22 protein-coding genes and 4 tRNA genes are annotated in these 23,589 nt (G+C 51.7%); 2 read left to right on the top strand and 24 right to left on the bottom strand.

The features are described from left to right. Nucleotides 1-181: 181 nt before the first annotated feature. The 24 genes from PsAD37_RS18500 to PsAD37_RS18615 all read right to left on the bottom strand — a co-directional run bounded on the left by PsAD37_RS18500 (nucleotide 182) and on the right by PsAD37_RS18615 (nucleotide 20,478). Nucleotides 182-460 carry a DUF1467 family protein gene (locus PsAD37_RS18500; protein WP_057465597.1) on the bottom strand — a complete coding sequence of 93 codons (279 nt, stop codon included), beginning with the start codon at nucleotides 458-460 and terminating at the stop codon, nucleotides 182-184. A 156-nt stretch (nucleotides 461-616) separates the two neighbouring features. Continuing rightward, complete coding sequence (mce, locus tag PsAD37_RS18505; RefSeq protein WP_063297410.1) at nucleotides 617-1,021, bottom strand: methylmalonyl-CoA epimerase; 405 nt, start codon at nucleotides 1,019-1,021, stop codon at nucleotides 617-619. A gap of 234 nt (nucleotides 1,022-1,255) precedes the next feature. Next, complete coding sequence (locus PsAD37_RS18510) at nucleotides 1,256-2,923, bottom strand: ribonuclease J (RefSeq protein ID WP_063297411.1); 1,668 nt, start codon at nucleotides 2,921-2,923, stop codon at nucleotides 1,256-1,258. Nucleotides 2,924-3,160: 237 nt separating this feature from the next. Then, the gene (locus PsAD37_RS18515) at nucleotides 3,161-3,901 is read right to left on the bottom strand and encodes a biotin--[acetyl-CoA-carboxylase] ligase (protein ID WP_208991963.1); all 741 of its coding nucleotides are present in this window, start codon (nucleotides 3,899-3,901) and stop codon (nucleotides 3,161-3,163) included. Between the two features lie 42 nt (nucleotides 3,902-3,943). After that, complete coding sequence (nuoN, locus tag PsAD37_RS18520; protein WP_057465600.1) at nucleotides 3,944-5,386, bottom strand: NADH-quinone oxidoreductase subunit NuoN; 1,443 nt, start codon at nucleotides 5,384-5,386, stop codon at nucleotides 3,944-3,946. A 17-nt stretch (nucleotides 5,387-5,403) separates the two neighbouring features. Further along, a complete protein-coding gene (locus PsAD37_RS18525; RefSeq protein WP_063297413.1) occupies nucleotides 5,404-6,930 on the bottom strand; it encodes an NADH-quinone oxidoreductase subunit M in 1,527 nt (508 codons plus the stop codon). Further along, entirely contained in the window at nucleotides 6,930-8,909 is a 1,980-nt protein-coding gene (nuoL, locus tag PsAD37_RS18530) for an NADH-quinone oxidoreductase subunit L (protein ID WP_063297414.1), read from the bottom strand. The genes PsAD37_RS18525 and nuoL overlap by 1 nt, the downstream gene beginning before the upstream one ends. Before the next feature lie 7 nt (nucleotides 8,910-8,916). Beyond that, the gene (nuoK, locus tag PsAD37_RS18535; RefSeq protein ID WP_057465603.1) at nucleotides 8,917-9,225 is read right to left on the bottom strand and encodes an NADH-quinone oxidoreductase subunit NuoK; all 309 of its coding nucleotides are present in this window, start codon (nucleotides 9,223-9,225) and stop codon (nucleotides 8,917-8,919) included. A gap of 112 nt (nucleotides 9,226-9,337) precedes the next feature. Further along, the gene (locus tag PsAD37_RS18540; RefSeq protein ID WP_063297415.1) at nucleotides 9,338-9,952 is read right to left on the bottom strand and encodes an NADH-quinone oxidoreductase subunit J; all 615 of its coding nucleotides are present in this window, start codon (nucleotides 9,950-9,952) and stop codon (nucleotides 9,338-9,340) included. Nucleotides 9,953-10,028: 76 nt separating this feature from the next. Beyond that, entirely contained in the window at nucleotides 10,029-10,517 is a 489-nt protein-coding gene (gene nuoI / locus PsAD37_RS18545; protein ID WP_057465605.1) for an NADH-quinone oxidoreductase subunit NuoI, read from the bottom strand. A 122-nt stretch (nucleotides 10,518-10,639) separates the two neighbouring features. Further along, entirely contained in the window at nucleotides 10,640-10,876 is a 237-nt protein-coding gene (locus PsAD37_RS18550; RefSeq protein ID WP_057465606.1) for a hypothetical protein, read from the bottom strand. After that, a complete protein-coding gene (gene nuoH, locus PsAD37_RS18555) occupies nucleotides 10,873-11,946 on the bottom strand; it encodes an NADH-quinone oxidoreductase subunit NuoH (RefSeq protein ID WP_063297416.1) in 1,074 nt (357 codons plus the stop codon). The genes PsAD37_RS18550 and nuoH overlap by 4 nt, the downstream gene beginning before the upstream one ends. Nucleotides 11,947-11,959: 13 nt before the next feature. After that, nucleotides 11,960-14,056 carry an NADH-quinone oxidoreductase subunit NuoG gene (gene nuoG, locus PsAD37_RS18560; protein WP_063297417.1) on the bottom strand — a complete coding sequence of 699 codons (2,097 nt, stop codon included), beginning with the start codon at nucleotides 14,054-14,056 and terminating at the stop codon, nucleotides 11,960-11,962. Continuing rightward, on the bottom strand, nucleotides 14,053-14,403 hold the full coding sequence (locus PsAD37_RS18565; RefSeq protein WP_063297418.1) for a pentapeptide repeat-containing protein: 351 nt from the start codon (nucleotides 14,401-14,403) through the stop codon (nucleotides 14,053-14,055). Before PsAD37_RS18565 ends, nuoG begins: the two co-directional genes overlap by 4 nt. 5 nt (nucleotides 14,404-14,408) lie before the next feature. Beyond that, nucleotides 14,409-15,710, bottom strand: a complete 1,302-nt coding sequence (gene nuoF, locus PsAD37_RS18570; RefSeq protein ID WP_063297419.1) for an NADH-quinone oxidoreductase subunit NuoF — start codon at nucleotides 15,708-15,710, stop codon at nucleotides 14,409-14,411. A 3-nt stretch (nucleotides 15,711-15,713) separates the two neighbouring features. Continuing rightward, complete coding sequence (nuoE, locus tag PsAD37_RS18575; RefSeq protein WP_063297420.1) at nucleotides 15,714-16,514, bottom strand: NADH-quinone oxidoreductase subunit NuoE; 801 nt, start codon at nucleotides 16,512-16,514, stop codon at nucleotides 15,714-15,716. Next, nucleotides 16,514-17,698, bottom strand: coding sequence for an NADH-quinone oxidoreductase subunit D (locus PsAD37_RS18580; RefSeq protein WP_063297421.1), 1,185 nt, complete (start codon nucleotides 17,696-17,698; stop codon nucleotides 16,514-16,516). The genes nuoE and PsAD37_RS18580 overlap by 1 nt, the downstream gene beginning before the upstream one ends. Before the next feature lie 14 nt (nucleotides 17,699-17,712). Next, a complete protein-coding gene (locus PsAD37_RS18585) occupies nucleotides 17,713-18,315 on the bottom strand; it encodes an NADH-quinone oxidoreductase subunit C (RefSeq protein WP_063297422.1) in 603 nt (200 codons plus the stop codon). Nucleotides 18,316-18,415: 100 nt separating this feature from the next. Then, a complete protein-coding gene (locus PsAD37_RS18590) occupies nucleotides 18,416-19,000 on the bottom strand; it encodes an NADH-quinone oxidoreductase subunit B family protein (protein WP_057465614.1) in 585 nt (194 codons plus the stop codon). After that, nucleotides 18,991-19,356, bottom strand: a complete 366-nt coding sequence (locus tag PsAD37_RS18595) for an NADH-quinone oxidoreductase subunit A (RefSeq protein WP_057465615.1) — start codon at nucleotides 19,354-19,356, stop codon at nucleotides 18,991-18,993. Before PsAD37_RS18595 ends, PsAD37_RS18590 begins: the two co-directional genes overlap by 10 nt. Nucleotides 19,357-20,018: 662 nt before the next feature. Next, nucleotides 20,019-20,095 (bottom strand) — tRNA-Asp (locus PsAD37_RS18600). 47 nt (nucleotides 20,096-20,142) lie between these two features. Then, nucleotides 20,143-20,219 (bottom strand) — tRNA-Asp (locus PsAD37_RS18605). 45 nt (nucleotides 20,220-20,264) lie between these two features. Then, nucleotides 20,265-20,341 (bottom strand) — tRNA-Asp (locus PsAD37_RS18610). 60 nt (nucleotides 20,342-20,401) lie between these two features. Next, a tRNA-Asp gene (locus PsAD37_RS18615) sits at nucleotides 20,402-20,478 on the bottom strand. Nucleotides 20,479-20,858: 380 nt separating this feature from the next. On the opposite strand from PsAD37_RS18615, the gene PsAD37_RS18620 reads away from it, so the two are divergent. Next, nucleotides 20,859-21,977 carry a peptidoglycan-binding protein gene (locus tag PsAD37_RS18620; protein ID WP_063297423.1) on the top strand — a complete coding sequence of 373 codons (1,119 nt, stop codon included), beginning with the start codon at nucleotides 20,859-20,861 and terminating at the stop codon, nucleotides 21,975-21,977. A gap of 182 nt (nucleotides 21,978-22,159) precedes the next feature. Next, nucleotides 22,160-23,428: a hypothetical protein gene (locus tag PsAD37_RS18625; RefSeq protein ID WP_063297424.1), complete on the top strand. Its 1,269-nt coding sequence runs from the start codon at nucleotides 22,160-22,162 to the stop codon at nucleotides 23,426-23,428. The last annotated feature ends 161 nt before the right edge of the window (nucleotides 23,429-23,589 follow it).

Here is a 23,589-nt window from a genome sequence, read left to right on the forward strand (position 1 = left end):
CAGTTTGCTCATATCAGCATACTCACCAGAACCTGAACACAGCAGGGACAAGTGTCTCTCCAACACCCCCCCCCCTCTAAACGCAAAAAAGCGATTCCAGAGAATCGCTTTTTTGATACTTTATGGATTCGCTCTGTAACTCGCTGAGTTTACGCCACACAATTGATGTGCAAAACCAAAATCAGGAAGGAGCGTTGCCCATTAATTGATCAACAAGTGGAAACAGATGCGCGCCAAGGCCGGACTCAAGAAACCAATAGAAGGCAACGAACACAATTGTCGTTACAATCGTGTTGATGATCACTTTCTTCAGCATCTGAGGATTTTTGGGCGCGCTCTCAGTCGTTCCCGGAACCACTTCGCCCTCTTCCGCCTGGGTGCGAACACCAAACGGCAAAATGGCCAGAAACAAAATCCACCACATCATAAAGTAGAGTGCAACGAGTAGCGGCGTAGCCATAAATGTGCTCCTGGAACGTTCTTGTTTCTTCTGCGGCTGGTCACCTTACTGTTGTATCACAAAGCAACCAGCACACTACAGGTTTTTACCTACAAGAATTAGGCCCGAACCGAAAGCCTTCCAGTTTCCTCAAACCACAAGTCTTTCAAGGCGAACTTAAGCCTGTTCCAACTCGGTCAATGTTCCAAGGAAGTCTTTTGGGTGCAAGAACAACACCGGCTTGCCATGTGCACCAATCTTCGGCTCACCATCACCCAGAATACGGGCTCCATTGGCAACCAGCTGATCGCGCGCGGCAAGAATGTCATCAACTTCATAACAGATGTGATGGATACCACCTTGCGTGTTACGCTCCAGAAACTTGGAGATCGGAGAATTCTTGCCAAGCGGCTCCAGCAGCTCGATCTTCGTATTTGGAAGCTCGATAAACACGGTTGAAACACCATGATCCGGCTGTGCCACTTTCTCTGAGGCAATGCCGCCGAGTGCATCACGATACACTTTCAGGCCTTCTTCCATATCCAACACGGCAATCGCGACGTGGTTCAATCGTCCAATCATGACGGTCCTCCCAATAACTCTTTGTTCTAGAGCGCGTTCCATTCGATTGCACACAATCAAATGACAAGAAGCTGCTCAAACAAAATGTCAGAGTACAGCACGTATCTGCAGATGAACGCCTATGAGTTCTAAGGAACAGATTTCATTCACAAAGTCCATTGGATCAAAAGTCAAAGGCCGCAGATGATATGCTCATTTGCGGCCTTTGATTGTCTCGAAAAATGTGTCTGAGGATCAGACGCGTTGCACCAATGCCTTACAAAGAGGCTTCTTGCCCCAATGCTCTACAACTGCATAACGCCCCGCCCGTCTGGCAGCTTCACGCACCAGTTCCACATCACGGCGGCGGCTCTTTGGAATGGAAATCACAGCACCATAAACGGCATCCCGAACGGCATCCTCAAACGGTGTCCCGTTTTCAGTTTCATCCGGCATCCCGAACAGAACCACATCGATATCGCCAAGCAACTCACCACGGCCATCCACGATCAGCGAAACCATCACGCAGCCACCATAAGAAAGCTTGCGCCGTTCCTGAACACCAGTTTCCTCAGGCGCTGCAATCAAATGGCCGTCACGAACCAGAATACCGGCAGGCGCTTCATCAATGACCTCAAGCCCACCCGGATGCAGGCGCACCATGTCGCCATCACGGATGATCTTAACGTCCTTCACGCCTTTGCTGACAGCAAAGTCCTTATGACACTGCAGGTGCAGTGGTTCACCGTGAACCGGTAGAACTTTCTTCGGGCGCACAAGATTGTAAACCTGATCCAGCTCACCACGACGCGGATGCCCAGACACGTGCACCAGCGCATCACGATCTGTCACCACCTTCAACCCTTCGTGGGTCAGCTGGTTGATGATGTTGGAAACAGCCTTTTCATTGCCCGGAATAGTCCGACTGGAGAAGATAACCATATCCCCCGCAGACAGCGCGACCTGACGGTGTTGATCACCCGCAATACGGGCCATTGCGGCACGCGCTTCGCCCTGAGACCCAGTGCAAAGAGCAACAACCTTATCACGCGGCAAAGATCCATAGGTCTCTTCATCACGGAATGGCGCCAGTCCATCAAGATAGCCCAGATCACGCGCGATCTCGACAGTGCGCTGCATACTCCGGCCAATCACAACAATCTCACGCTCTGCCGCCATTGCCGCTTCAGCAACCGCCCGCATACGCGCAACGTTGGAGGCAAACGTGGTCACAGCAACACGGTTCGGTGCCTCTTTGATGATCCGTGTCAGCTCTTCCTTCACATCCGCTTCACTCGGGCTGACCCCGTCACGGACTGCATTGGTGCTGTCACAGACAAAGACATCAACGCCTTCATCTCCCAGTTCACGCAAACGCTGAAGGTCGATCGCTTTACCAATGCCCGGTGTCAGATCGATCTTCCAGTCACCGGAATGCAACACCAGCTGACCGCCAACACGAATAGCCAGAGCACACGGCTCCGGGATCGAGTGGGTCATGGTCACCATCTCAATATCAAAGATACCGGCTTTGAAACGATCTCCCTGATTAACAACAGTCACCGGAATTTCATAATCCGCACCATCGCCAATCAGCTTGGCTTCCAGAAGGCGAGCAGTGAACTCGGTCGCGTAGACCGGCAGTTCGAGCCGCTTCCAGAGGTAGGACAATGCCCCGTAATGGTCTTCGTGAGCATGCGTGATGACGATGCCATCAATGCGAGACCGCTCTTCTTCCAGAAAACGAATATCTGGCAGAACAAGGTCCACACCAGGCAATTCCGGTCCGGCAAATGAGACACCAAAATCAACAATCAGCCAGCGACGGTCGTCCTCAGGTCCATATCCATAAAGACCAAGGTTCATTCCAATTTCGCCAACACCGCCCAAAGGCAGGAATACGAGCTCTTGAGTGCTCGACATCTAAGACTCCTTCAAAGCATATCCCCAATAAATGGTTCCGGTTCTCGGAATGAGAATATGCGTATAAACTCTAGAGCGCGTTCCGTTTGATTGGGACCAATCAAGCAACAGGAATTCGCTCAAACAAAAGAACTAAGAGCGAGATGCGTGAATGCAAATGAACGCAACTTGCTCTATGTCCTGACAGACGAGTGGCCTTAGTATTCAAAAAGCCAGCAGAACACGCTTTGCACGTCTTCAGGAAAAGAAAACATCTCCGGCTGTCACCAGCCGCTCGCCACCATGATCCATCTTGACGATCAGGCGACCCATTTGGTCGATGTCCATAAAGACACCGAAAAACTCTTCATTGCTCAGGCGGACACGGATCGGTTTCCCGCGCCCCACGGCGCGTCGCAGCCATGCAGATCTGATCTCTTCAAACCCACTGGCAGCTTTCCACGTTTCCAGCCATCGTGCAAAACTTTGCGCAAGTGCGTCAAAGACCTGTTGCGGCTCACACATGTATCCCATGCTGCGTAAATCTGTAACAGCATAATCACCCAGATCCGGGTGATGAGACACGTTGACGCCAAAACCGCACACAAGGCACAGCTCACCATTAGGCCCACTTTCGCTCTCAAGCAATATGCCAGAGACTTTTTGTCCGTCGATGAGCACATCATTCGGCCACTTCAGCTGCACCAGATTGTGCGCACCTGTTGCCCGTTCAATGGCCTCTCCAAGGGCAAGAGCCGCCACAAAGGGCAGCTGAACGATCTTCTCGTTCTGTACACCCACCCGCAGCAACACTGAGGCAAACAGATTGCCGGTCTCCGAAGTCCACGCCCGTCCACGGCGTCCGCGCCCGCTCAACTGAATATCGGAGCGGACCCACAGATTACCCGGATGCCCTTCCCGTGCCTTGTGCAGGCCGTGGGTGTTGGTGGACCCGATCTGGTCGTAGTACTCAAAACAAAAGCCCGGTGCAGATCGCACCGGGCCTTCGTCTTTTAATTGTCCAAGGTTCATCATAGGAAACTAGAACAGAACGCCAGCCGCATTGGCAGCCGCATTCATAATTGGCTCCGGCATGATGAAGAACAGTCCGACGACTGCACTGGAAAGACCAAGCACAATTTTCATTTCACCGGACATTGGCAGGAACTCGCCAGTCGCATCATCAAAGAACATGACCTTGATCACACGCAGGTAATAGTAAGCAGCCACAACGCTGGTCACCAGACCAATCACGACCAATGGAGCAAGACCTGCATCCATCGCAGCGATGAACACGTAGAACTTACCAAAGAAGCCAATGAGTGGTGGCAGACCGGTCAGGGAGAACATGATCACTGCAAGCAACACTGCCATTGGCAGGTTGGTCTTGGAAAGACCTGCAAGATCGGAGATCTCTTCAACCATACCTTCCTTGCGGCGCATGGACAGGATGCAAGCAAACGCACCCAGTGTCATCGCAAGGTAAGCAGTCATGAACACGATCAGACCGTGGACACCAGCTTCCGTACCAGCAGCCAGACCAACCAGAGCGTAACCCATGTTACCAATGGAAGAGTATGCCATCAGACGTTTGATGTTCTTCTGACCAATCGCAGCAAAGGCACCAAGACCCATAGACGCAATAGCAATGAACACAACGATCTGCTGCCAGTCCGTGGTCACATTGCCCAAAGGCTCAACCAGCACACGGATCAGCATACCGAACGCAGCAATCTTAGGCGCTGCTGCAAAGAACGCAGTAACCGGTGTTGGTGCACCCTCATAAACGTCCGGGGTCCACATATGGAATGGAACCGCAGAGATCTTGAAGGCAATACCTGCCAGCATGAACACGATACCAAACACCAGACCAAGGGACGCGCGATCGTCTGTCAGAGCCGCCGCGATGCCAGTAAAGTCAGTGTGGCCGGTAAAGCCATAGATGAAGGACATACCGTAAAGCAGCATACCGGAAGACAACGCACCAAGGACGAAGTACTTCAGGCCAGCCTCAGTAGAACGAACAGAGTCACGGTTAATCGCAGCAACCACGTAAAGCGCCAGAGACTGCAGCTCAACACCCAGATACATGGAGATCAGATCGTTGGCTGAAAGCATCAGCATCATACCAACGGTCGCGATCACGATGAGGATCGGGTATTCAAAGCGGTCAAAGTTCTGAGAACGTGCGTAAGCAACGGACATCGCAATCGCAAATCCAGACCCGATCAGCACCAGTATTTTCATGTACTGGGAGAACGCGTCCTGTACGAATGCGCCGTCAAATGTTGTGCCGTAATGCGGGCTCACCAGCAGGATCAGACCCGCAACAGTGAGCAACGCAACGCAGATACCAGTTACCAGCGGAGTGGATTTCTCTCCACCAAAAGCTCCAACCATCAGCAGGACCATTGCGCCGAGAACCAGAAGGATCTCGGGCAATACCGGCATTAGATCAGGAATAGCTAGAAGCTCAGCATTCATGAGTGCACGGTCCCCTGTTAATGGCTAGACACAGCAGCGGCTGCATGGGCAAGACCCCCTGCATCAAGCGCGGCATTGTAGTTTTCGATAAGGGCACCAACGGACGCGGACGTCACATCCAGCACTGCTGCTGGGTAGAACCCGAAGAAGATAGTCAAAATGATCAGCGGAGCCAGGATGAGCTTCTCACGTCCAGTCAGGTCCAGCATGGACTTGAGGCTTTCCTTCTCCAACGCACCAAACACGACGCGGCGGTAGAGGAACAGAGCGTAAGCAGCAGACAGGATCACACCAGTCGCAGCGAAGAACGCCACCCACGTGTTCACCTGGAACACACCAATCATAGTCAGGAATTCACCCACAAAGCCGGCTGTACCTGGCAGACCAACGTTTGCCATGGTGAAGATCATGAACGCCACCGCATAACGAGGCATGTTGTTCACGAGACCACCATAAGCCGTAATCTGACGGGTGTGCATCCGGTCATAAATCACACCAACACACAGGAACAGTGCGCCAGAGATCAGACCGTGAGCCAACATCATGAAGATCGCGCCTTCAATACCCTGCGCGTTGGCAGAGAAGATACCCATGGTCACGAAGCCCATATGAGCAACGGATGAGTAGGCAATCAGCTTCTTGATGTCTTCCTGAGCCAGCGCCACCAGTGAGGTGTAGATGATCGCCACAACAGACAGCGTAAAGATGAACGGTGCGAACATATCACTAGCGATTGGGAACATTGGCAATGAGAACCTTAGGAACCCATAACCACCCATCTTCAGCAGGATCGCAGCCAAAACAACAGAACCAGCTGTCGGCGCTTCCACGTGCGCATCTGGCAACCAGGTGTGAACAGGCCACATTGGCAACTTCACCGCAAAGCTTGCGAAGAAAGCCAGCCACAACCACGTCTGCATCGCTGCCGGGAATTCGCTCTCATTAAGAAGAGTTGGGATATCCAGCGTACCAGCCTGCCAGTACATAGCCATGATAGCTGCCAGCATCAGCACAGAGCCGAGCAAAGTGTACAGGAAGAACTTATAACTTGCATAAACGCGGCGCGGGCCACCCCAAACACCGATGATTAGGAACATCGGAATGAGACCAGCTTCAAAGAACACGTAGAACAGAACCAGATCCAGCGAACAGAACACACCGATCATCAGTGTTTCCAGTACGAGGAAAGCGATCATGTATTCCTTGACGCGGGTCTGAATGCTTTCCCAGCTCGCCAGAATACACAGCGGCATAAGGAAAGTAGTCAGGATCACGAACAGCATGGAAATGCCGTCAACGCCCATGTGGTAGGTGAAGGTGTCACCAAACCAGTTGTGCTTCTCCACCATCTGGAAGCCAGGGTTCTCGTTGGTGAACCCGCCCCAGATGAACAAGGAGACGATAAATGTGAAACTCGTCGTAATCAGCGCAACACGCCGAATATTCGTTTTCGCATCTGGGTCATCCCCCCGCACCAGCAGGATGAAGAACACACCGACCAGTGGGAGAAATGTTGTGATGGAAAGGATGGACCAGTCGTTCATTAATGAACTCCCCCACCGGAGAACATGGCCAGGGTCACGAAGAAGGCAACCCCGATCAACATGGCAAATGCGTAGTGATAGATGTAGCCAGACTGCAGGCGAACAACCCAACCGGTAACCTGCTGAACGCGTGAGGCAACACCGTCAGGACCAAGTCCGTCAATCACAGTGCCGTCACCACGCTTCCACAGGAAGCGGCCAAGAGCCAGGGAAGGTTTCACGAACAGGAAGTCATAAAGCTCATCAAAGTACCACTTGTTCAGGAGGAACAGGTACAGAGGCTTATGACGCTCTGCCAGAGCCTTCGGCATATCTGGTTTAGCGATGTAGAAGAGGTAAGCAAGAATGAAACCGCCAGCCATTGCAAGCCATGGGGAAAGCTTCACGAGCCAATGGACGTGATGCATTTCTTCAATGACTGCGAGCTCACTGTTCGTACCGCCAAAGACGTTCTTCCAGAAATGGATGTAGTCGTGACCGATGAACGCTTCCTTGAATACCATACCGGCAAAAGCTGCACCAAGTGCAAGCAACAGTAGCGGCACAAGCATAACCCATGGGCTCTCATGGATGTGTTTCATCACATCAACAGAAGCCCGAGGTTTACCGTGGAAGGTCATGAACACCAGACGCCAGCTGTAGAAACTGGTCATCGCAGCTGCAAGAACTGTTGCCCAGAAGGCATAGGACGCAAACATGTTGTGACCGATATAAGCAGCTTCAATAATCGCATCTTTGGAGATGAAGCCAGCTGTACCGATATAGGTGAACGGAATACCGAAACCAGTCAGGGCCAGTGTACCAATCATCATGGTCCAGTAGGTCCATGGAATGTGCTTACGCAGACCACCCATCTTACGCATGTCCTGCTCGTCAGACACAGAGTGAATAACAGAGCCAGCACATAAGAACAGCAGTGCTTTAAAGAACGCGTGTGTGAACAGGTGGAAGATACCAACACCGAACGCACCAACACCCAGCGCCACGAACATGTACCCCAGCTGAGAACAGGTGGAATATGCAATCACGCGCTTGATGTCGTTCTGCACACAGCCAATGGTCGCTGCAAAGAAGGCAGTCGTCGCACCAACGAAGGTCACAATCGTCAGAGCTGTTGGTGCAAGTTCAAAGACTGGAGCAAGACGCGCAACCATGAACACACCAGCCGTCACCATGGTCGCTGCATGGATCAGCGCGGAAACAGGCGTTGGGCCTTCCATCGCATCCGGCAACCAGGTGTGAAGCAGGAACTGAGCTGACTTACCCATGGCACCCATAAAGAGCAGCAGGCAAATAACTGTCAGTGCCGCTTCAGGCATCAATTCATACCCAAGGAAATTCAGAACAGGCTCTTTGCTTTCAAGAAGAGAAGGGCCGCTGCTGAAAATCGTCGTGAAGTCGATGGAACCGTACAGGTAGAAAACACCGAAGATACCCAGAGCAAAACCAAAGTCACCCACGCGGTTAACGATGAAGGCTTTCATCGCAGCCGCATTGGCAGAAGGTTTTTTGTACCAGAATCCGATCAACAGGTACGATGCAAGACCAACGCCTTCCCAACCAAAAAACATTTGCAGCAAGTCATCAGAAGTGACCAGTGCCAACATTGAGAAGGTAAAGAAAGACAGATAAGCAAAGAACCGCGGACGATCCGGATCGTGGTGCATGTACCCGATAGAGTAGATGTGAACCACACAGGAAATGGAGTTCACAACCACCAGCATCACTGCGGTGAGTGTGTCGACCCGGATTGTCCAGTTAACCGACAGATCCCCAGAGGTGATCCAGCGGAAGATTGTTGCAATCTGAGTACTCTCCGACCCAATGCCGAATTGAAAAAACACCACCCAAGACAAAAGGGCTGCGACAATCATAAAGCCGCTGGTGATATACTCGCTGGCTTTGACCCCAAGCCGATTGCCGAACATTCCGACAATCAGGAAGCCAAGCAACGGCAGAAAAACGATTGCTGAAAACATCCGCCCCTCAGCCTTTCATCATATTGATGTCTTCCACGGCAATAGAGCCGCGGTTACGGAAGTAAACAACCAGAATAGCAAGACCAATAGCCGCCTCTGCTGCTGCAACGGTAAGAACCAGGAGCGCAAAGATCTGACCAACCATGTCCTGCATGAAGTAGGAAAATGCCACCAGGTTGATATTAACTGCGAGCAATAAAAGCTCGATAGACATCAGGATCACGATGACGTTCTTTCGGTTGAGAAAGATGCCAAAGATCCCGATGGTGAATAGGATCGCTGCGACCCCGAGATAGTGCGCTATGCCAATTTCCATGGGCGCCTCTCAGTGCTCCCCGTTTTCTATTCAAACTCCGAAGAAGGAACCCTCAAGAGGAAGGCCTTTTCTCCGGTACGAATTAATGGTGAAGACCCGTTACAAACGCGCCTTACAACCCCTTGCCTCTTTCAACTTTGACCACTTCGATCGAAGTTTCAGGACGACGGGCATTCTGTTCAGAGATATTCTGACGGCGTACACCCGGCTTATGGCGGAGGGTCAATACAATCGCACCGATCATTGCAACCAGCAGCACCAGACCAGAAATCTGGAACCAGTAAATGTAGCGGGTGTAAAGCAATTCACCGATAGCGGCGATATTTTGTGTCTGCTCAACAGGAGGTGTCGGGGCGGACCCTTCACCTAACATGCCAGGAGCGATGTACCAGCCACTGGCAACCATCAAGAGTTCAGCCAGCAGAATTGCACCAATCAGCGCGCCGATTGGCAAATACTGCAAGAACCCCTGACGCATTTCGGCAAAGTCAACATCCAGCATCATGACCACGAACAGGAACAGCACCATGACCGCCCCCACGTAGACAACAACCAGAAGCATCGCCAGATACTCGGCACCAATCAGTACAAACAACCCAGCTGCATTAAAGAAGCACAGGATGAGGAACAGCACTGAGTGAACCGGATTGCGAGAAGCAATCACCATGAAGGCAGAGGCCACCGCAAGTGCGGCAAACAGATAGAAAAACAGGGCCTGCAAAACCATTTTTAGGTTGCCTTTGTCCTATTGTCTCGCCCGGTCAGTGCAAAGCCCCAACCGGACACAATCCACTCCCGTTACCTTAACGGTACGGAGCATCCAATTCGATATTGCGAGCGATCTCACGCTCCCAACGCTCCCCATTCGCAAGCAGCTTGTCCTTGTCGTAGAACAGCTCTTCCCGCGTCTCGGTCGCAAATTCAAAGTTCGGGCCTTCCACGATCGCATCCACCGGACACGCTTCCTGACAGAACCCGCAGTAAATGCACTTGGTCATGTCAATGTCGTAGCGAGTGGTACGGCGTGTCCCGTCATTACGACGAGGTCCAGCTTCAATCGTAATGGCCTGCGCAGGGCAGATCGCTTCACACAGCTTACAAGCAATGCAGCGCTCTTCTCCGTTCGGATACCGGCGCAAGGCGTGTTCACCGCGAAAACGCGGGCTTACAGCACCCTTCTCAAAGGGATAGTTAATCGTCGGCTTTGGCTTGAAGAAGTAACGCATGGCAAGAAAAAACGCCGATACGAACTCCTTCAAAAGCAACGACTTTGCGGCCTGTCCCAGTCCCATAGCCTTTACAGCCCTTTCTTGATCGAACATGCCACCGGCATGGAAGATCGATTACAATCCAAGAGAACCAAGGAGCACTTCCAAGAAGTCATACTAGGTTCTCGTTACCCTTTCCTCTCGAATTAAGGAGCAATGCTAGCTCCGGCGAGATATCCGATAATCGGAATCCCGATTATCGTCAGGGTAAAAATGACTTTGCGGATCGTCGGTTCCGCCAGCTCAACCCAACCTTTCTCAGCTGGGTTGCGCTCTTTTCCTTTGTTGATGGCTGCCTCCATAAATCCAAGAAGGAGACGGTAGTTCAGCCATCCAAGGTAAATTCCCATTACACCGCCGATTAACCCGGCGATGGAAATCATGCTCCGAACCCACCCACTGGTGGGGTCCAGCCCATGAACATCAGCACGAAGGCCACGATGAACACCATTGCCAGTGACAGCGGCAGGAAGACTTTCCACCCCAGACGCATCAGCTGGTCATAGCGATACCGCGGGACCATTGCTTTCGCCATGGAGATGAAGAAGAACACCAACAAACTCTTGAGCAGGAACCAGACGACACCAGGCACCCAAGTGAATGGTGCAATATCCAATGGAGGCAGCCAACCGCCCATGAACAGGATGGTCATCAGAGCACACATCAAGGAGATCGCCACATACTCACCCAACATGAACATCATGTAAGGGGTAGAGCCGTACTCAACCATGAAGCCTGCAACCAGTTCGGATTCCGCTTCTGCCAGATCGAATGGAGGACGGTTTGTTTCAGCAAGTGCGGAAACAAAGAACACCACGAACATCGGGAACAGCGGCAACCAATACCAGTTCAAGATAGACAACCATGGAACGCCCAGCATGTGAGCAAGCCCGCGAGCTTGCTGCGCATAAACGATTTCGGTCAGGTTCAACGAACCAACACAGAGCAGAACAGTTACGATCACGAAACCAATAGACACTTCGTAAGAAACCATCTGAGCTGCAGAACGCAGAGCTGACAGGAACGGGTATTTGGAGTTGGAAGCCCAACCACCGATGATCACGCCGTAAACTCCAAGGGAGCTGATCGCGAACACATACAAAATACCCACGTTGATGTTTGCAATCGCCCAGCCATCAGCGACCGGAATAACCACCCAAGCTGCAAGGGAGAGAACCACTGTAATCAGCGGTGCAAACAAAAACAGAAACTTATCAGATCCCGACGGGATCACTGGCTCTTTCAAAACGAATTTCAAAAGATCCGCAAAACTCTGTAGCAAGCCCCAGGGGCCAACAACGTTAGGACCACGACGGATCTGGACGGCAGCCCAGATCTTACGGTCACCGTATAGAATGTAAGCAACGATCAGCAGCAGCACGACCATCAAGAGCACGCTCTGGAAGAGCATGATGATCAGCGGCCAGCCATAATCCCAGAAAAAAGCTTCCATGCTCACCGTCCCCTTATTCCGCCGCCTCAGCTCGGCGCTGCATGGCAAGTGCAGAACACTCGGCCATCACCGCTGAAGCTCGGGCAATCGGGTTGGTTAGATAAAAATCACTGAATGCCTGTGCGAAACCGGCACCATTCATGTCACCACCGCGTGCGGCAAGCTTGGAAACATCCGAAGCAACACCGGTCGCGATGCAATTTACATTCGCCATATGAGGAACTGCCTCAACAACAGCTCCGCGCAACTGCGCAAAACTGTTGAAGGAAAGCGGCTTACCAAGTGCACCGGAAAGCGCACGAATGATTGCCCAGTCCTCACGTGCCTCACCAGGAGGGAATGCAGCGCGGTTTGCCAGCTGTACACGGCCTTCCAGGTTCACAAAAGTACCTGGTTTTTCGGTGTAAGCAGCACCTGGCAAAATAACGTCAGCGCGGTGTGCGCCGCGGTCACCGTGGGTGCCGATGTAAACAACAAACGCATCCCCGAAGGAAGCCATGTCCAGTTCATCTGCACCAAGCAGGAACACAACATCTACGTCGCCTTTGGCAGCTGCGTCTTGAATACCACCAGTATCCAGACCACCCTCACCCGGAACAAGTCCGATATCCAGACCGCCAACACGGCTGGCAGCAGTGTGAAGAACGTTAAAGCCGTTCCACTCATCGCTCACAGCACCAACGCTTTCAGCAAGCTTGGCAGCAGCGGCCAGTACAGCAGCACCGTCTTCACGGGCAATCGCGCCTTCACCAACGATGATCATTGGATTTTTAGCGTTCTTCAGAACCTCTGCAAATGCGTTCTTGCCAGAAGCAACGTCCGCCAGAGTGTCTGGACCAGCACCGAGGTAATCCACGTCGTAGGTCAGATCCGCAGGTTGGCCAATCAGACCAACTTTTGCACCGCCATGACGCCAAACCTTACGGATGCGGGCATTGAGAACTGGCGCCTCAACACGTGGGTTAGCACCCACGAGCAGAATTGCATCAGCGTCTTCAATACCTTCCACGGAAGAGTTAAACAGATAGGTTGTCCGACCAAGAGACGGATCAAGCTGTGCACCATCCTGACGGCAATCCATGTTGGCAGAACCAACACTCTCCATCAGAGCCTTCAGAGCAAACATTTCTTCAACAGTAGCAAGATCACCAGCGATCGCAGCAGTTTTAGCACCACCAGCCGCTTTCACCTTTGACGCAACCGCATTCAGAGCGTCAGTCCAGCTCGCAGGAGCCAGCTTGCCGTTCTGCTTCACGTATGGGCGATCCAGACGCTGTGTCTTCAGACCATCCCAGATAAAGCGGGTTTTGTCGGAGATCCATTCCTCGTTCACCTCTTCATTGAGGCGAGGCATGATGCGCATGACTTCTTTACCGCGTGTATCCACACGGATAGCGGAGCCAAGAGCGTCCATCACGTCGACGCTTTCTGTCTTCACCAGTTCCCAGGGGCGAGCATTGAACTCGTATGGGCGGGAAGTCAGAGCACCAACCGGGCAAAGGTCAATCACGTTGCCCTGCAGCTCGGAGGAAAGCGCTTCTTCAAGATAAGTGGTAATCTCGGCGTCTTCACCGCGGCCAATCAGGCCCAGTTCAGAAACACCGGCAACCTCGGTCGTAAAGCGAACACAGCGCGTGCAGTGAATGCAGCGTGTCATGATCGTTTTCACAAGCGGACCGACATATTTATTTTCAACTGCGCGCTTGTTTTCCGCATAACGGGAACTATCTACACCGTAAGCCATGGCCTGATCTTGAAGATCACACTCACCGCCTTGGTCACAGATAGGGCAGTCCAGCGGGTGGTTGATCAGGAGAAACTCCATCACACCTTCACGCGCTTTTTTCACCATAGGAGATTTTGTAAAAATCTCTGGTGGCTGGCCTTCTGGTCCCGGACGCAGATCGCGCACGCCCATTGCACAAGAGGCAACCGGTTTTGGCGGTCCGCCTTTTACTTCTACAAGGCACATGCGGCAGTTGCCGGCCACTGAAAGCCGGTCATGAAAACAGAACCGAGGAATTTCCGCGCCGGCCTCTTCACAGGCCTGCATAACGGTATATTCCGCAGGAACTTCAATTTCTTTGCCGTCGACGACAAGCTTGGTCATGCGTTGGCATCCTCACCCTTAGCTTCTTTAGCCCGATAAGCTTCAAGAAGCTCAGTCACTTCAATTCCATCGATGGTCATGCCCTCAAGCCGGCAGCTTTTGATTTTAGCGCCAGCCAGATTGGCATTTTCAAGGATCAGCCCAGAAAGATTGACTTTCTCGACTGACCAACCAGAAAGGTTTGCATCAAGGATCGACCAGCCTGAGAGGTTAACGTCGTTGATGCGGCTACCAGACATGTTCACGTTATTAAAGGAGCACCCGGAAAGGACACAGTCATCAAACACGGAACCTGAAAGGTCGCTTTCATTCACATCCAGACGTTTTTTCTCATTGCTGATCTTCATATCCCCTACTCCGCCGCAATCTTGTCGGTCGGTGTGCGCTGCGTAGCAACGTAACTGTCGATCCGATCTTCAATCACAGGGCGGAAGTTTTTGATCAAACCCTGAATAGGCCATGCCGCCGCATCACCAAGCGCGCAGATCGTATGACCTTCCACCTGCTTGGTCACTTTGAACAGCATGTCGATTTCCTCATAAGAGCTCTCGCCCTTGACCATCCGCTCCATAACACGCCACATCCAGCCCGTACCTTCACGGCACGGCGTACACTGACCGCAGCTTTCGTGTTTGTAGAAGTAGGACAGACGAGCAATCGCTTTGATGATGTCCGTGGAGTTGTCCATCACGATCACAGCAGCTGTACCCAGGGAAGAGCCAACTTCGCGCAGACCGTCAAAGTCCATCTTGGCGTCGCGAATTTCTTCGCCCTTCACACAAGGAACAGAAGAACCACCCGGAATAACCGCCAGCAGATTGTCCCAGCCGCCACGGATGCCACCGCAGTGCTTTTCAATCAGCTCCTTGAACGGAATACCCATGGTCTCTTCAACGGTACAAGGTTTGTTCACGTGTCCGGAAACACAGAACAATTTTGTACCAGCGTTGTTTTCGCGGCCAATACCGGAGAACCATGCACCACCACGACGCAAGATGGTCGGGGCAACAGCAATGGATTCCACGTTGTTCACTGTGGTTGGACAGCCATAGATACCCATGTTCGCAGGGAACGGAGGCTTCAGACGCGGTTGACCTTTTTTACCCTCAAGACTTTCCAGCAGTGCAGTTTCTTCACCGCAGATGTAAGCCCCTGCACCGTGGTGCACGTAGATATCAAAGTCATAGCCGTTCTTGTTGTTCTTGCCGATCAGGCCAGCATCATAAGCCTGATCAATCGCAGCCTGCAGGCGCTCACGTTCACGAATGAACTCGCCGCGCACGTAAATGTACGCCGCAATAGCACCCATCGCGAAACCAGCAAGCAAGCAGCCCTCAACCAGATGGTGAGGATCGTGACGCATGATTTCACGGTCTTTACAGGTACCCGGCTCGGACTCATCTGCATTAACAACGAGATAGGCCGGACGACCATCGCTTTCCTTCGGCATGAAGGACCACTTCAGGCCAGTCGGGAAGCCTGCACCACCACGACCACGAAGACCGGAAGTCTTCATTTCGTCGATGATCCAGCTGCGACCTTTGTCAATAATGTCTTTGGTACCAGACCATGATCCACGCTGACGAGCCCCTTCGAGCCCCCAGTCATGCAGACCATAGATATTGGTGAAGATACGATCGGAATCGTTCAGCATCGCTTACCCCTCACCTTTCGCTTTGGCTTCCTGAGCTTTGCGGTGGCTCTCCAAGAACTCCGCAACACCAGCCTCAGCCGGACGAGGAACACCAGTATAACCAGCACCGCCAGTATTCAGAGCAGCACCTGCATGGTGCCGTGACGCTGCATCGGAACCGTCAACAACAATAGCTTCCTGAGGCGCACCCTTTGTGGTGTCCTCAATATTCAACAATGTGGTTGGACCACCCTCTGGCGCCGCGAAGATACGGTCAACACCCTGAGGGCCCGGTAGAACCGGCTTTCCGCCTGCAATGTTATCAAGAAGCTTTTCAAACTTCTCAACATCCAGATCCTCATAGAAGTCTTTGAAGATCTGCACCATCGGCGCGTTTACACAAGCACCAAGGCACTCAACCTCTTCCCAGGAGAAATTTCCATCTTCGGAAAGGGTATGAGGGGTCTCGGAGATCTTGCTTTTACAAACTTTGATAAGCTCTTCAGAACCACGCAGCTGACAGGGGGTCGTACCACACACCTGAATGTGTGCTTTTTTACCGACCGGCTGCAGCTGGAACATGGTGTAGAAGGTTGCCACTTCCAGAACACGGATGCGAGGCATATCGAGCATTTCAGAGATCACACGGATCGCTGGTTCGGTCACCCAACCAACCTGCTCTTGCGCACGCCACAGAATTGGCACGACAGCAGATGCCTGACGCCCTTCTGGATAACGCGCGATAACTTTATTCGCCCATTCCAGATTTTCTGGAGAGAACTCAAAAGAATCTGGTTGTTCGTGATGAAGACGACGCACTGACATTATCGGTCAATCTCCCCGAATACGATATCTAGAGAACCCATTACTGCAGCTACATCAGCTAACATGTGACCCTTGCACATATAATCCATTGCCTGCAAATGGGCAAAACCCGGAGCCTTAATTTTACAGCGGTAAGGCTTATTGGTTCCGTCAGAGATAAGATAAACACCGAATTCGCCTTTTGGCGCTTCAACGGCTGCATAAACTTCACCTTCAGGAACTTTGTAACCCTCAGTGTAAAGCTTGAAATGATGGATCAGAGCTTCCATGGAGCGCTTCATTTCATTGCGCTTCGGAGGAACCACTTTACCATCGGTTGAAGAAACAGGGCCAGTTTCCTTACCCAGCATCTCCAGACACTGCTTCATGATGCGAACAGATTGACGCATCTCAAACATCCGGATCAGGTAACGATCGTAACAGTCACCGTTCTTACCGACTGCAATGTCGAATTCCATTTCATCATAGCACTCGTAAGGCTGCGACTTACGCAGATCCCACTTCGCACCAGAACCACGGACCATTACACCGGAAAAGCCCATTGCCCAGGCATCATCAAGATCAACAATGCCGATATCAACGTTACGCTGTTTGAAGATACGGTTGTCAGTCAGAAGGCCTTCAATGTCGTCAAGAGTTTTGAGGAACGGATCACACCAGTTCCACATATCCTCAAGCAATTGAGCAGGAAGATCCTGATGCACACCGCCTGGACGCACATAAGCTGCGTGCATACGGGCACCACAACCTCGTTCATAAAAACCCATGAGCTCTTCGCGTGGCTCAAAGCCCCACAGCGGTGGTGTCAACGCACCAACATCCAATGCTTGCGTGGTCACATTCAGAAGATGTGATAGCAAACGCCCGATTTCTGAATAAAGCACACGGATCAGCTGACCGCGTTTTGGCACTTCAATGCCCAGCAAACGCTCAACAGCAAGAGCATAAGCATGCTCCTGGTTCATGGGTGCTACATAGTCCAACCGGTCGAAGTAAGGCACAGCCTGAAGATAGGTCTTGTGCTCGATCAGTTTTTCAGTACCCCGGTGCAGCAATCCGATATGCGGGTCAACGCGAATGACCACCTCACCGTCCAGTTCAAGAACCAGACGCAGCACACCGTGCGCCGCAGGGTGCTGCGGACCAAAGTTAATATTAAAGTTTCGTACCTGAGCCTCAGCCATTCTCTACCCGTGCCTCAGTTCGATGCTTTTTCATCACCAGGAAGCACGTAGTCAGTACCTTCCCATGGTGAGAGGAAATCAAAACTACGGAATTCCTGAGTAAGCTGCACAGGCTCATAAACAACACGTTTCTTGGTGTCGTCGTAGCGAACCTCTACATAACCAGTCAGAGGGAAATCCTTGCGAAGCGGGAAGCCGTCAAAACCGTAGTCAGTCAGCAAACGCCGCAGATCCGGGTTACCGGTGAACAGAATGCCGTACATGTCGTAGGCTTCACGTTCAAACCATTCAGCACCCCTGAAAATGGAGATTACAGAAGGAACCGGAGTGGCCTCATCTGTCTGAACCTTCACGCGAACGCGCAAGTTCTGAACGGGGGAAAGCAGGTGGTACACAACATCGAAACGTTTTTCCCGAGCTGGCCAGTCCACACCGCAAATATCAACCAATGCTACAAAGCCGCACCGCGCGTCATCGCGCAGGAAACGCAAAACTTTGATAATCTCATCATGGGACACATTAAGAGCCAGATCGCCATAAGCAACCGACCAGCTCTTAACTTTGTCTCCAAGCGTTAGCTCGATAAATTCACCGAGTTCGCTAAGCGTCTCGTCCATCACCTTGTTTCCTATAGGTTGGACATCTCACAAATGGCAAGGAACCCCATGCCAGCAATGTCGATAAGGCCGTGCACCACGAAAGCGCACGACCTGTAATTTATCTTTCAATCGTACCCGTGCGGCGGATCTTCTTCTGCAGCAGCAGCACACCATAAAGCAGCGCTTCAGCAGTTGGAGGACAACCCGGCACATAGATATCAACCGGAACAACCCGGTCACATCCGCGAACAACAGAATAGGAATAGTGGTAGTAACCGCCGCCATTTGCACATGATCCCATGGAGATCACATAACGAGGCTCTGGCATCTGGTCGTAAACCTTACGCAGCGCAGGTGCCATTTTGTTGGTCAATGTTCCGGCAACAATCATCACATCAGACTGACGTGGGGAGCCACGAGGAGCAAAGCCGAAACGCTCTGCGTCATAACGCGGCATCGACATCTGCATCATTTCCACTGCACAACAGGCAAGACCAAACGTCATCCACATAAGCGAACCGGTACGTGCCCACTGAATCAAGCTTTCACTGGAAGTAACCAGAAAACCCTTATCAGAAAGCTCGTTGTTCACATTCATGAAGAACGGATCATTCTCGCCCACTGGGCGACCTGTGTTGGGATCAATGATCCCTTTTGGAGCTTCAGAGACAAGAGGCTTGGAGCCGTCAGAGATCAATCCCATTCCAGCGCTCCCTTCTTCCATTCATAGATGAACCCAATCGTGAGCACGCCCAGGAAGATCATCATGGAGACGAAGCCAAACCAGCCCAGCCCACCATAAGCAACAGCCCATGGGAAGAGGAAAGCAACTTCGAGATCAAAGATGATGAAAAGGATCGATACCAGATAAAACCGGATGTCGAATTTCATACGCGCGTCATCAAAGGCGTTAAAGCCACACTCGTAAGCAGAAAGCTTCTCAGAATCTGGATTCTTGAAAGCAACGATAAACGGGGCAATGAGAAGCGCGAGGCCAATAACGAGGGCAACACCGATAAAGACGACAATCGGGATGTACTCCCTGAGGAGGTCTTCCATTTGTATATCCGTCCCTGGACGTAACAGGTCATGCGACCAATAAAACTCTTGGTGCACTGCACACACGGCAGAAAGTAGGGCGTAAGATTTGGAAGGACACCCTAGGATCCGGTGTATCTAGTCGCACCGCAACGCACGATTAGCTTAGCCCCACCATCTGCGCAAGACCTTACAACGGAGTAAATCGGGTCGGAAAGAGTGCCTTACGCCACGAGAAGATCACATTCTCGAGAGGCGGGCACTAAAAAGCCGCTAAAAACCTAGAGATATATATTATGAGTAAAATACTCATATTAAAATAGAAAAATGACGTTTTCTAACAATTGCTTGGGAAAACTACTCAAGACTTAAAATCGGACAATAAAATTGGTGCATTTTCCTGCGTAGTTCTGCGTAAATAGTCAAAACGTCTCAATTGAAGAGTCGCAGGGCAATACCCATGAGCCACCATAATGGACTTTGTTTTAAGCCCCTGCCCACTAAAGCTTGTCCGCTAAATCTGCCATATCCGGCAGTTCCCCTACCCTAAATATAAGACAGCAAAGCTTCAGCAGAAAACATGGGTAGATAATGCAATGAAATCCAGAGAAGATGAGCCAGAATACACGAAAGCACAGCGCGCTATTTAAAGCGAACACCGTGCTTTTCGTAGTAAATGAAAGTGGCGCGAGTGACGGGACTCGAACCCGCGACCTCCGGCGTGACAGGCCGGCACTCTAACCAACTGAGCTACACCCGCAACTCTCATTTATGTGTTTGTTATAGCAGCTACTTCTCAAAGAGAAGTGGCGCGAGTGACGGGACTCGAACCCGCGACCTCCGGCGTGACAGGCCGGCACTCTAACCAACTGAGCTACACCCGCAGCTATAACAGTTTGCTTGGACTGAACACCACTTCCCAAGGGAAGTGGCGCGAGTGACGGGACTCGAACCCGCGACCTCCGGCGTGACAGGCCGGCACTCTAACCAACTGAGCTACACCCGCTCAATCCAAACTACCTTCAACAACACTTTGCTTTCCTGCACCACTCTCCCTAAGGAAAAGTGGCGCGAGTGACGGGACTCGAACCCGCGACCTCCGGCGTGACAGGCCGGCACTCTAACCAACTGAGCTACACCCGCTTGGGTCAGCAACGTTGTGTCGTTGTTGGTGGCGCTGATTTACGGCGGGGGCGGGTCCAAGTCAAGCGAAGTTGGATCGACTTTGCGAGTTTTTCCTGAATAACTTGTTTTCACTGTGAAAATCGGCCTCGAAATGCGTTCAGATGTGGAAAACAGGACTGCATATCACCCATTTTATCCCCTTCTGGACTCAAGGACTTTTTGGCTAGCCCTGAAAAATATCTTATTCGCCATCAATGAAAATTTGAAAACCGCCTCAAAAAAGTCAAATCTCGTAATTCTACTTAGCTTGGGGCGGCTCCTGCGATAAACTCAGGAACAATCATCTCAATCAAAATACAAAAAAGTCGACAGTCCATTTCATTTCAAGGACCGGTTTTATGGGCACATTTTTCAAAGCGCTTGCTCTTGCAGCAACAACAGCTGTCGCAATCCCCTCATCCACCCAGGCTGATACGGGGGACTTCATCATCGGACTTGGTGTAAGAGCGATCGGAAACACGATCATTGATCACACCGCAGCTCAACAACCAACCCCGCATGTCGTCACCGCTCAATCGCAGCAGGCGCGCAGCATTCCCCGCATCCCAACTCAGCAAACAGTGGCTCTCAGCCGCATTCAGTTGAAAGACGTCCAGTATCGCCTGAACTTGCTGGGCTACAACGCCGGTTTCCCTGACGGCGTAGCTGGTAAGCGCACCTTGCGCGCAATAGGCAGGTTTCAAAGCACCCTTGGTTACGTGGCAACCGGGCGGCTCACACAGTCTCAATTAGAAGAGCTTTACACCCGCACGCAAAAGAAGCGCTATCAGAAGACCCAGATCGATCAGGCGCAGCCAACACCAGCTCAACCACCTCTGCCCCAATCCAATCCCGGTGGGTACTCTGAGGCAGAAAAAGCAACGGTCAGAATCCCAAAAGAAAACAAGCTTGCTCTGGACCCTAAAAATCCACCCAACATTTACGGACTGATCACTGGCATGCGCAGCGACGAAACCGCAAGCTTTCTAAAAACAGAAGGCTATGAAGAGTGTGTAGAGACAACCGGACTGACCATCTGCAAGAAAGCCACCAAGAACCTCGAGGAAACCGTCAGCGTCAGTAAGGTTGGAAACATCATCTACGGACTGAGCCGCACTGTGACCTTCAAGACCGCCGCCCCAAGGTCTGCAGTCCTCACAAAGCTAGCAGAGGCCTACCCAAACCTCACTCGCTTCAAAAAGATGGCAACATCCAGCTCTAAAATCTGCCTGGAGCAATACGGAGGTAATGGAAGCAGCTTGTTAGCACCAACAGAAGCCAACCCATCCGACCCAGAAACGCTCCTAACACTCACCGAAAACTGCCGCAACTTCTACGCCATCGAACTGGAAGGCAACCGCAACCTCAAATCCATGCGTATCACTCTCTACGACGGCCACCCCATTCAACAAGCAGAGGAAGAGCAAACTGGTATCTTCCAAACCAAATCCGAAGCCGCAGATGAGCTGAAGTTCTGAACACCATCCTCTTTTGTATTGGCCTCATACCTCCCGAGGCCAATACAGCAGATCACCCCAAGCTCCATCCTAAGGATTACCTCCCTACAACCGAGAGATTATTCCTGCTGCATACACAGTTAAAGTAGCCTCAAAAATGCATTTCTGCTCACCCGCAAATTTGTCCTTTTGGGAGCTCCAAAATGTTGAGAGTAAAAGCACTGGCTCTGCTGCTGGCCGCACTGTGCCTGATCACCACCCCCGCCCTTTCTGAGAAGCTATACAAGCTCAAAGAATTTAAACCTGACGTCTCATATACAGCAGCGGCATACTCCGTTTCGTTCCTCGCCAAAGAAATCGAAGCAGCAAGCTATGATGCCAATGGACATCTGGGGTACATCCTCGTCGCATCAGATTCAGCAGATAACCTCGTCATCTCTACATGGCAGTCCAATGTTGAAATACCAAAAGATTTTATCGACCGGGGCAAAGCTCGCAGCGTATCCATTGCAAAGATCGACAACACCCACTTCATTACACCGATCATCGATGCAGATAATAAGTTGCGGGTCATGCTTTGGAAGATCACAGGAAACGGGACCATCACATATCGTGGCTTTCGCTCCGGCCCGGAAGTTACAGAAGTAACCTCTGCAAGTTCTGGCTCTGCTGCTATGGTCGTCGCTCAACGAAAGAACGGCACCTTGTTTGCACAAGCCTTCAAATTGAAGCAAGCAAAAGACATCCCGACGGAGAAAGCACTCGACCGTCGCGGCATTTATGAGTTTGCTGGCTCTGCGGACCAACTTGCCCTGAGCGATGGAACTGCAAACCTTCTCGCCTTCCGTGACGATGATGGAAAACTGCGAGTTACTCGCCTTCGCAAACGTCAGAACGCATCTATGATCGAACGCGGCCCAACACTTGTAAGCATGGGCCAAATCCAGAAAGCCGCAATTACTGCTGCCGATGGCACTCCCAATGGCCGATGGACCACCCTATCAACAAGCAAAGGCCCCAGCGAGTTCAAAACAGGGCATCGATGCTTAGGTCAGACCATACATAAAGAACCCCATGGGCGTGGCAAGCTAATCGAATGGGATATTGGAACCGACGGCACCCAGTACCTCCGCCGAAGAGCTGAGCGTGAGTTTCAGGGCAGCGGAGGCGTCGCAAAGGAAGTCGCCGTAGAAGTAATCAGCAATGGCAACTATCTGGTCAGCAGCCACCTGGGCTTTGACACCTTCTGCAAACGAAACCCGAAAAACCGTGGCAAGCAGCGAATGGAGGTCCACCTATGGGATCACGCTGGCACCACCTATGACAAAGACGCCTCAGGTCGTATCAACGGCAAATACTACGACGTCGCCTTAGCTGAGTTTCATCCTATCCAAAACTACGATGCAAACTTCGTCGTAGCCCTCATCGGCGAAAACCAACAGGTCAAGCTGTCCATCTGGGGTGTGAAGTAACTCAACCCCGATCCATCAAAACAGATCAAGCATCTCAAGACAGAAAAGGCAGCCTCCCATCGGAAGCTGCCTTTTCTACATCAGCCAAACCTCAGATATCTGCTTCAGCATCATTTCTAAGGTCCGACACCTTAAATCATTGCCTGAAACGCACCCACTCA

This window comes from Pseudovibrio sp. Ad37, assembly GCF_001623075.1.
Classification (GTDB): Bacteria; Pseudomonadota; Alphaproteobacteria; order Rhizobiales; family Stappiaceae; genus Pseudovibrio.

What these genes read in the sequence shown, in the direction of transcription:
- PsAD37_RS18500 (WP_057465597.1), bottom strand. Translation starts at nt 460, where the DNA reads ATGGCTACGCCGCTACTCGTTGCACTCTACTTTATGATGTGGTGGATT.
- mce (WP_063297410.1), bottom strand. Translation starts at nt 1,021, where the DNA reads ATGATTGGACGATTGAACCACGTCGCGATTGCCGTGTTGGATATGGAA.
- PsAD37_RS18510 (WP_063297411.1), bottom strand. Translation starts at nt 2,923, where the DNA reads ATGTCGAGCACTCAAGAGCTCGTATTCCTGCCTTTGGGCGGTGTTGGC.
- nuoN (WP_057465600.1), bottom strand. Translation starts at nt 5,386, where the DNA reads ATGAATGCTGAGCTTCTAGCTATTCCTGATCTAATGCCGGTATTGCCC.
- PsAD37_RS18525 (WP_063297413.1), bottom strand. Translation starts at nt 6,930, where the DNA reads ATGAACGACTGGTCCATCCTTTCCATCACAACATTTCTCCCACTGGTC.
- nuoL (WP_063297414.1), bottom strand. Translation starts at nt 8,909, where the DNA reads ATGTTTTCAGCAATCGTTTTTCTGCCGTTGCTTGGCTTCCTGATTGTC.
- nuoK (WP_057465603.1), bottom strand. Translation starts at nt 9,225, where the DNA reads ATGGAAATTGGCATAGCGCACTATCTCGGGGTCGCAGCGATCCTATTC.
- PsAD37_RS18540 (WP_063297415.1), bottom strand. Translation starts at nt 9,952, where the DNA reads ATGGTTTTGCAGGCCCTGTTTTTCTATCTGTTTGCCGCACTTGCGGTG.
- nuoI (WP_057465605.1), bottom strand. Translation starts at nt 10,517, where the DNA reads ATGGGACTGGGACAGGCCGCAAAGTCGTTGCTTTTGAAGGAGTTCGTA.
- PsAD37_RS18550 (WP_057465606.1), bottom strand. Translation starts at nt 10,876, where the DNA reads ATGATTTCCATCGCCGGGTTAATCGGCGGTGTAATGGGAATTTACCTT.
- nuoH (WP_063297416.1), bottom strand. Translation starts at nt 11,946, where the DNA reads ATGGAAGCTTTTTTCTGGGATTATGGCTGGCCGCTGATCATCATGCTC.
- nuoG (WP_063297417.1), bottom strand. Translation starts at nt 14,056, where the DNA reads ATGACCAAGCTTGTCGTCGACGGCAAAGAAATTGAAGTTCCTGCGGAA.
- PsAD37_RS18565 (WP_063297418.1), bottom strand. Translation starts at nt 14,403, where the DNA reads ATGAAGATCAGCAATGAGAAAAAACGTCTGGATGTGAATGAAAGCGAC.
- nuoF (WP_063297419.1), bottom strand. Translation starts at nt 15,710, where the DNA reads ATGCTGAACGATTCCGATCGTATCTTCACCAATATCTATGGTCTGCAT.
- nuoE (WP_063297420.1), bottom strand. Translation starts at nt 16,514, where the DNA reads ATGTCAGTGCGTCGTCTTCATCACGAACAACCAGATTCTTTTGAGTTC.
- PsAD37_RS18580 (WP_063297421.1), bottom strand. Translation starts at nt 17,698, where the DNA reads ATGGCTGAGGCTCAGGTACGAAACTTTAATATTAACTTTGGTCCGCAG.
- PsAD37_RS18585 (WP_063297422.1), bottom strand. Translation starts at nt 18,315, where the DNA reads ATGGACGAGACGCTTAGCGAACTCGGTGAATTTATCGAGCTAACGCTT.
- PsAD37_RS18590 (WP_057465614.1), bottom strand. Translation starts at nt 19,000, where the DNA reads ATGGGATTGATCTCTGACGGCTCCAAGCCTCTTGTCTCTGAAGCTCCA.
- PsAD37_RS18595 (WP_057465615.1), bottom strand. Translation starts at nt 19,356, where the DNA reads ATGGAAGACCTCCTCAGGGAGTACATCCCGATTGTCGTCTTTATCGGT.
- PsAD37_RS18620 (WP_063297423.1), top strand. Translation starts at nt 20,859, where the DNA reads ATGGGCACATTTTTCAAAGCGCTTGCTCTTGCAGCAACAACAGCTGTC.
- PsAD37_RS18625 (WP_063297424.1), top strand. Translation starts at nt 22,160, where the DNA reads ATGTTGAGAGTAAAAGCACTGGCTCTGCTGCTGGCCGCACTGTGCCTG.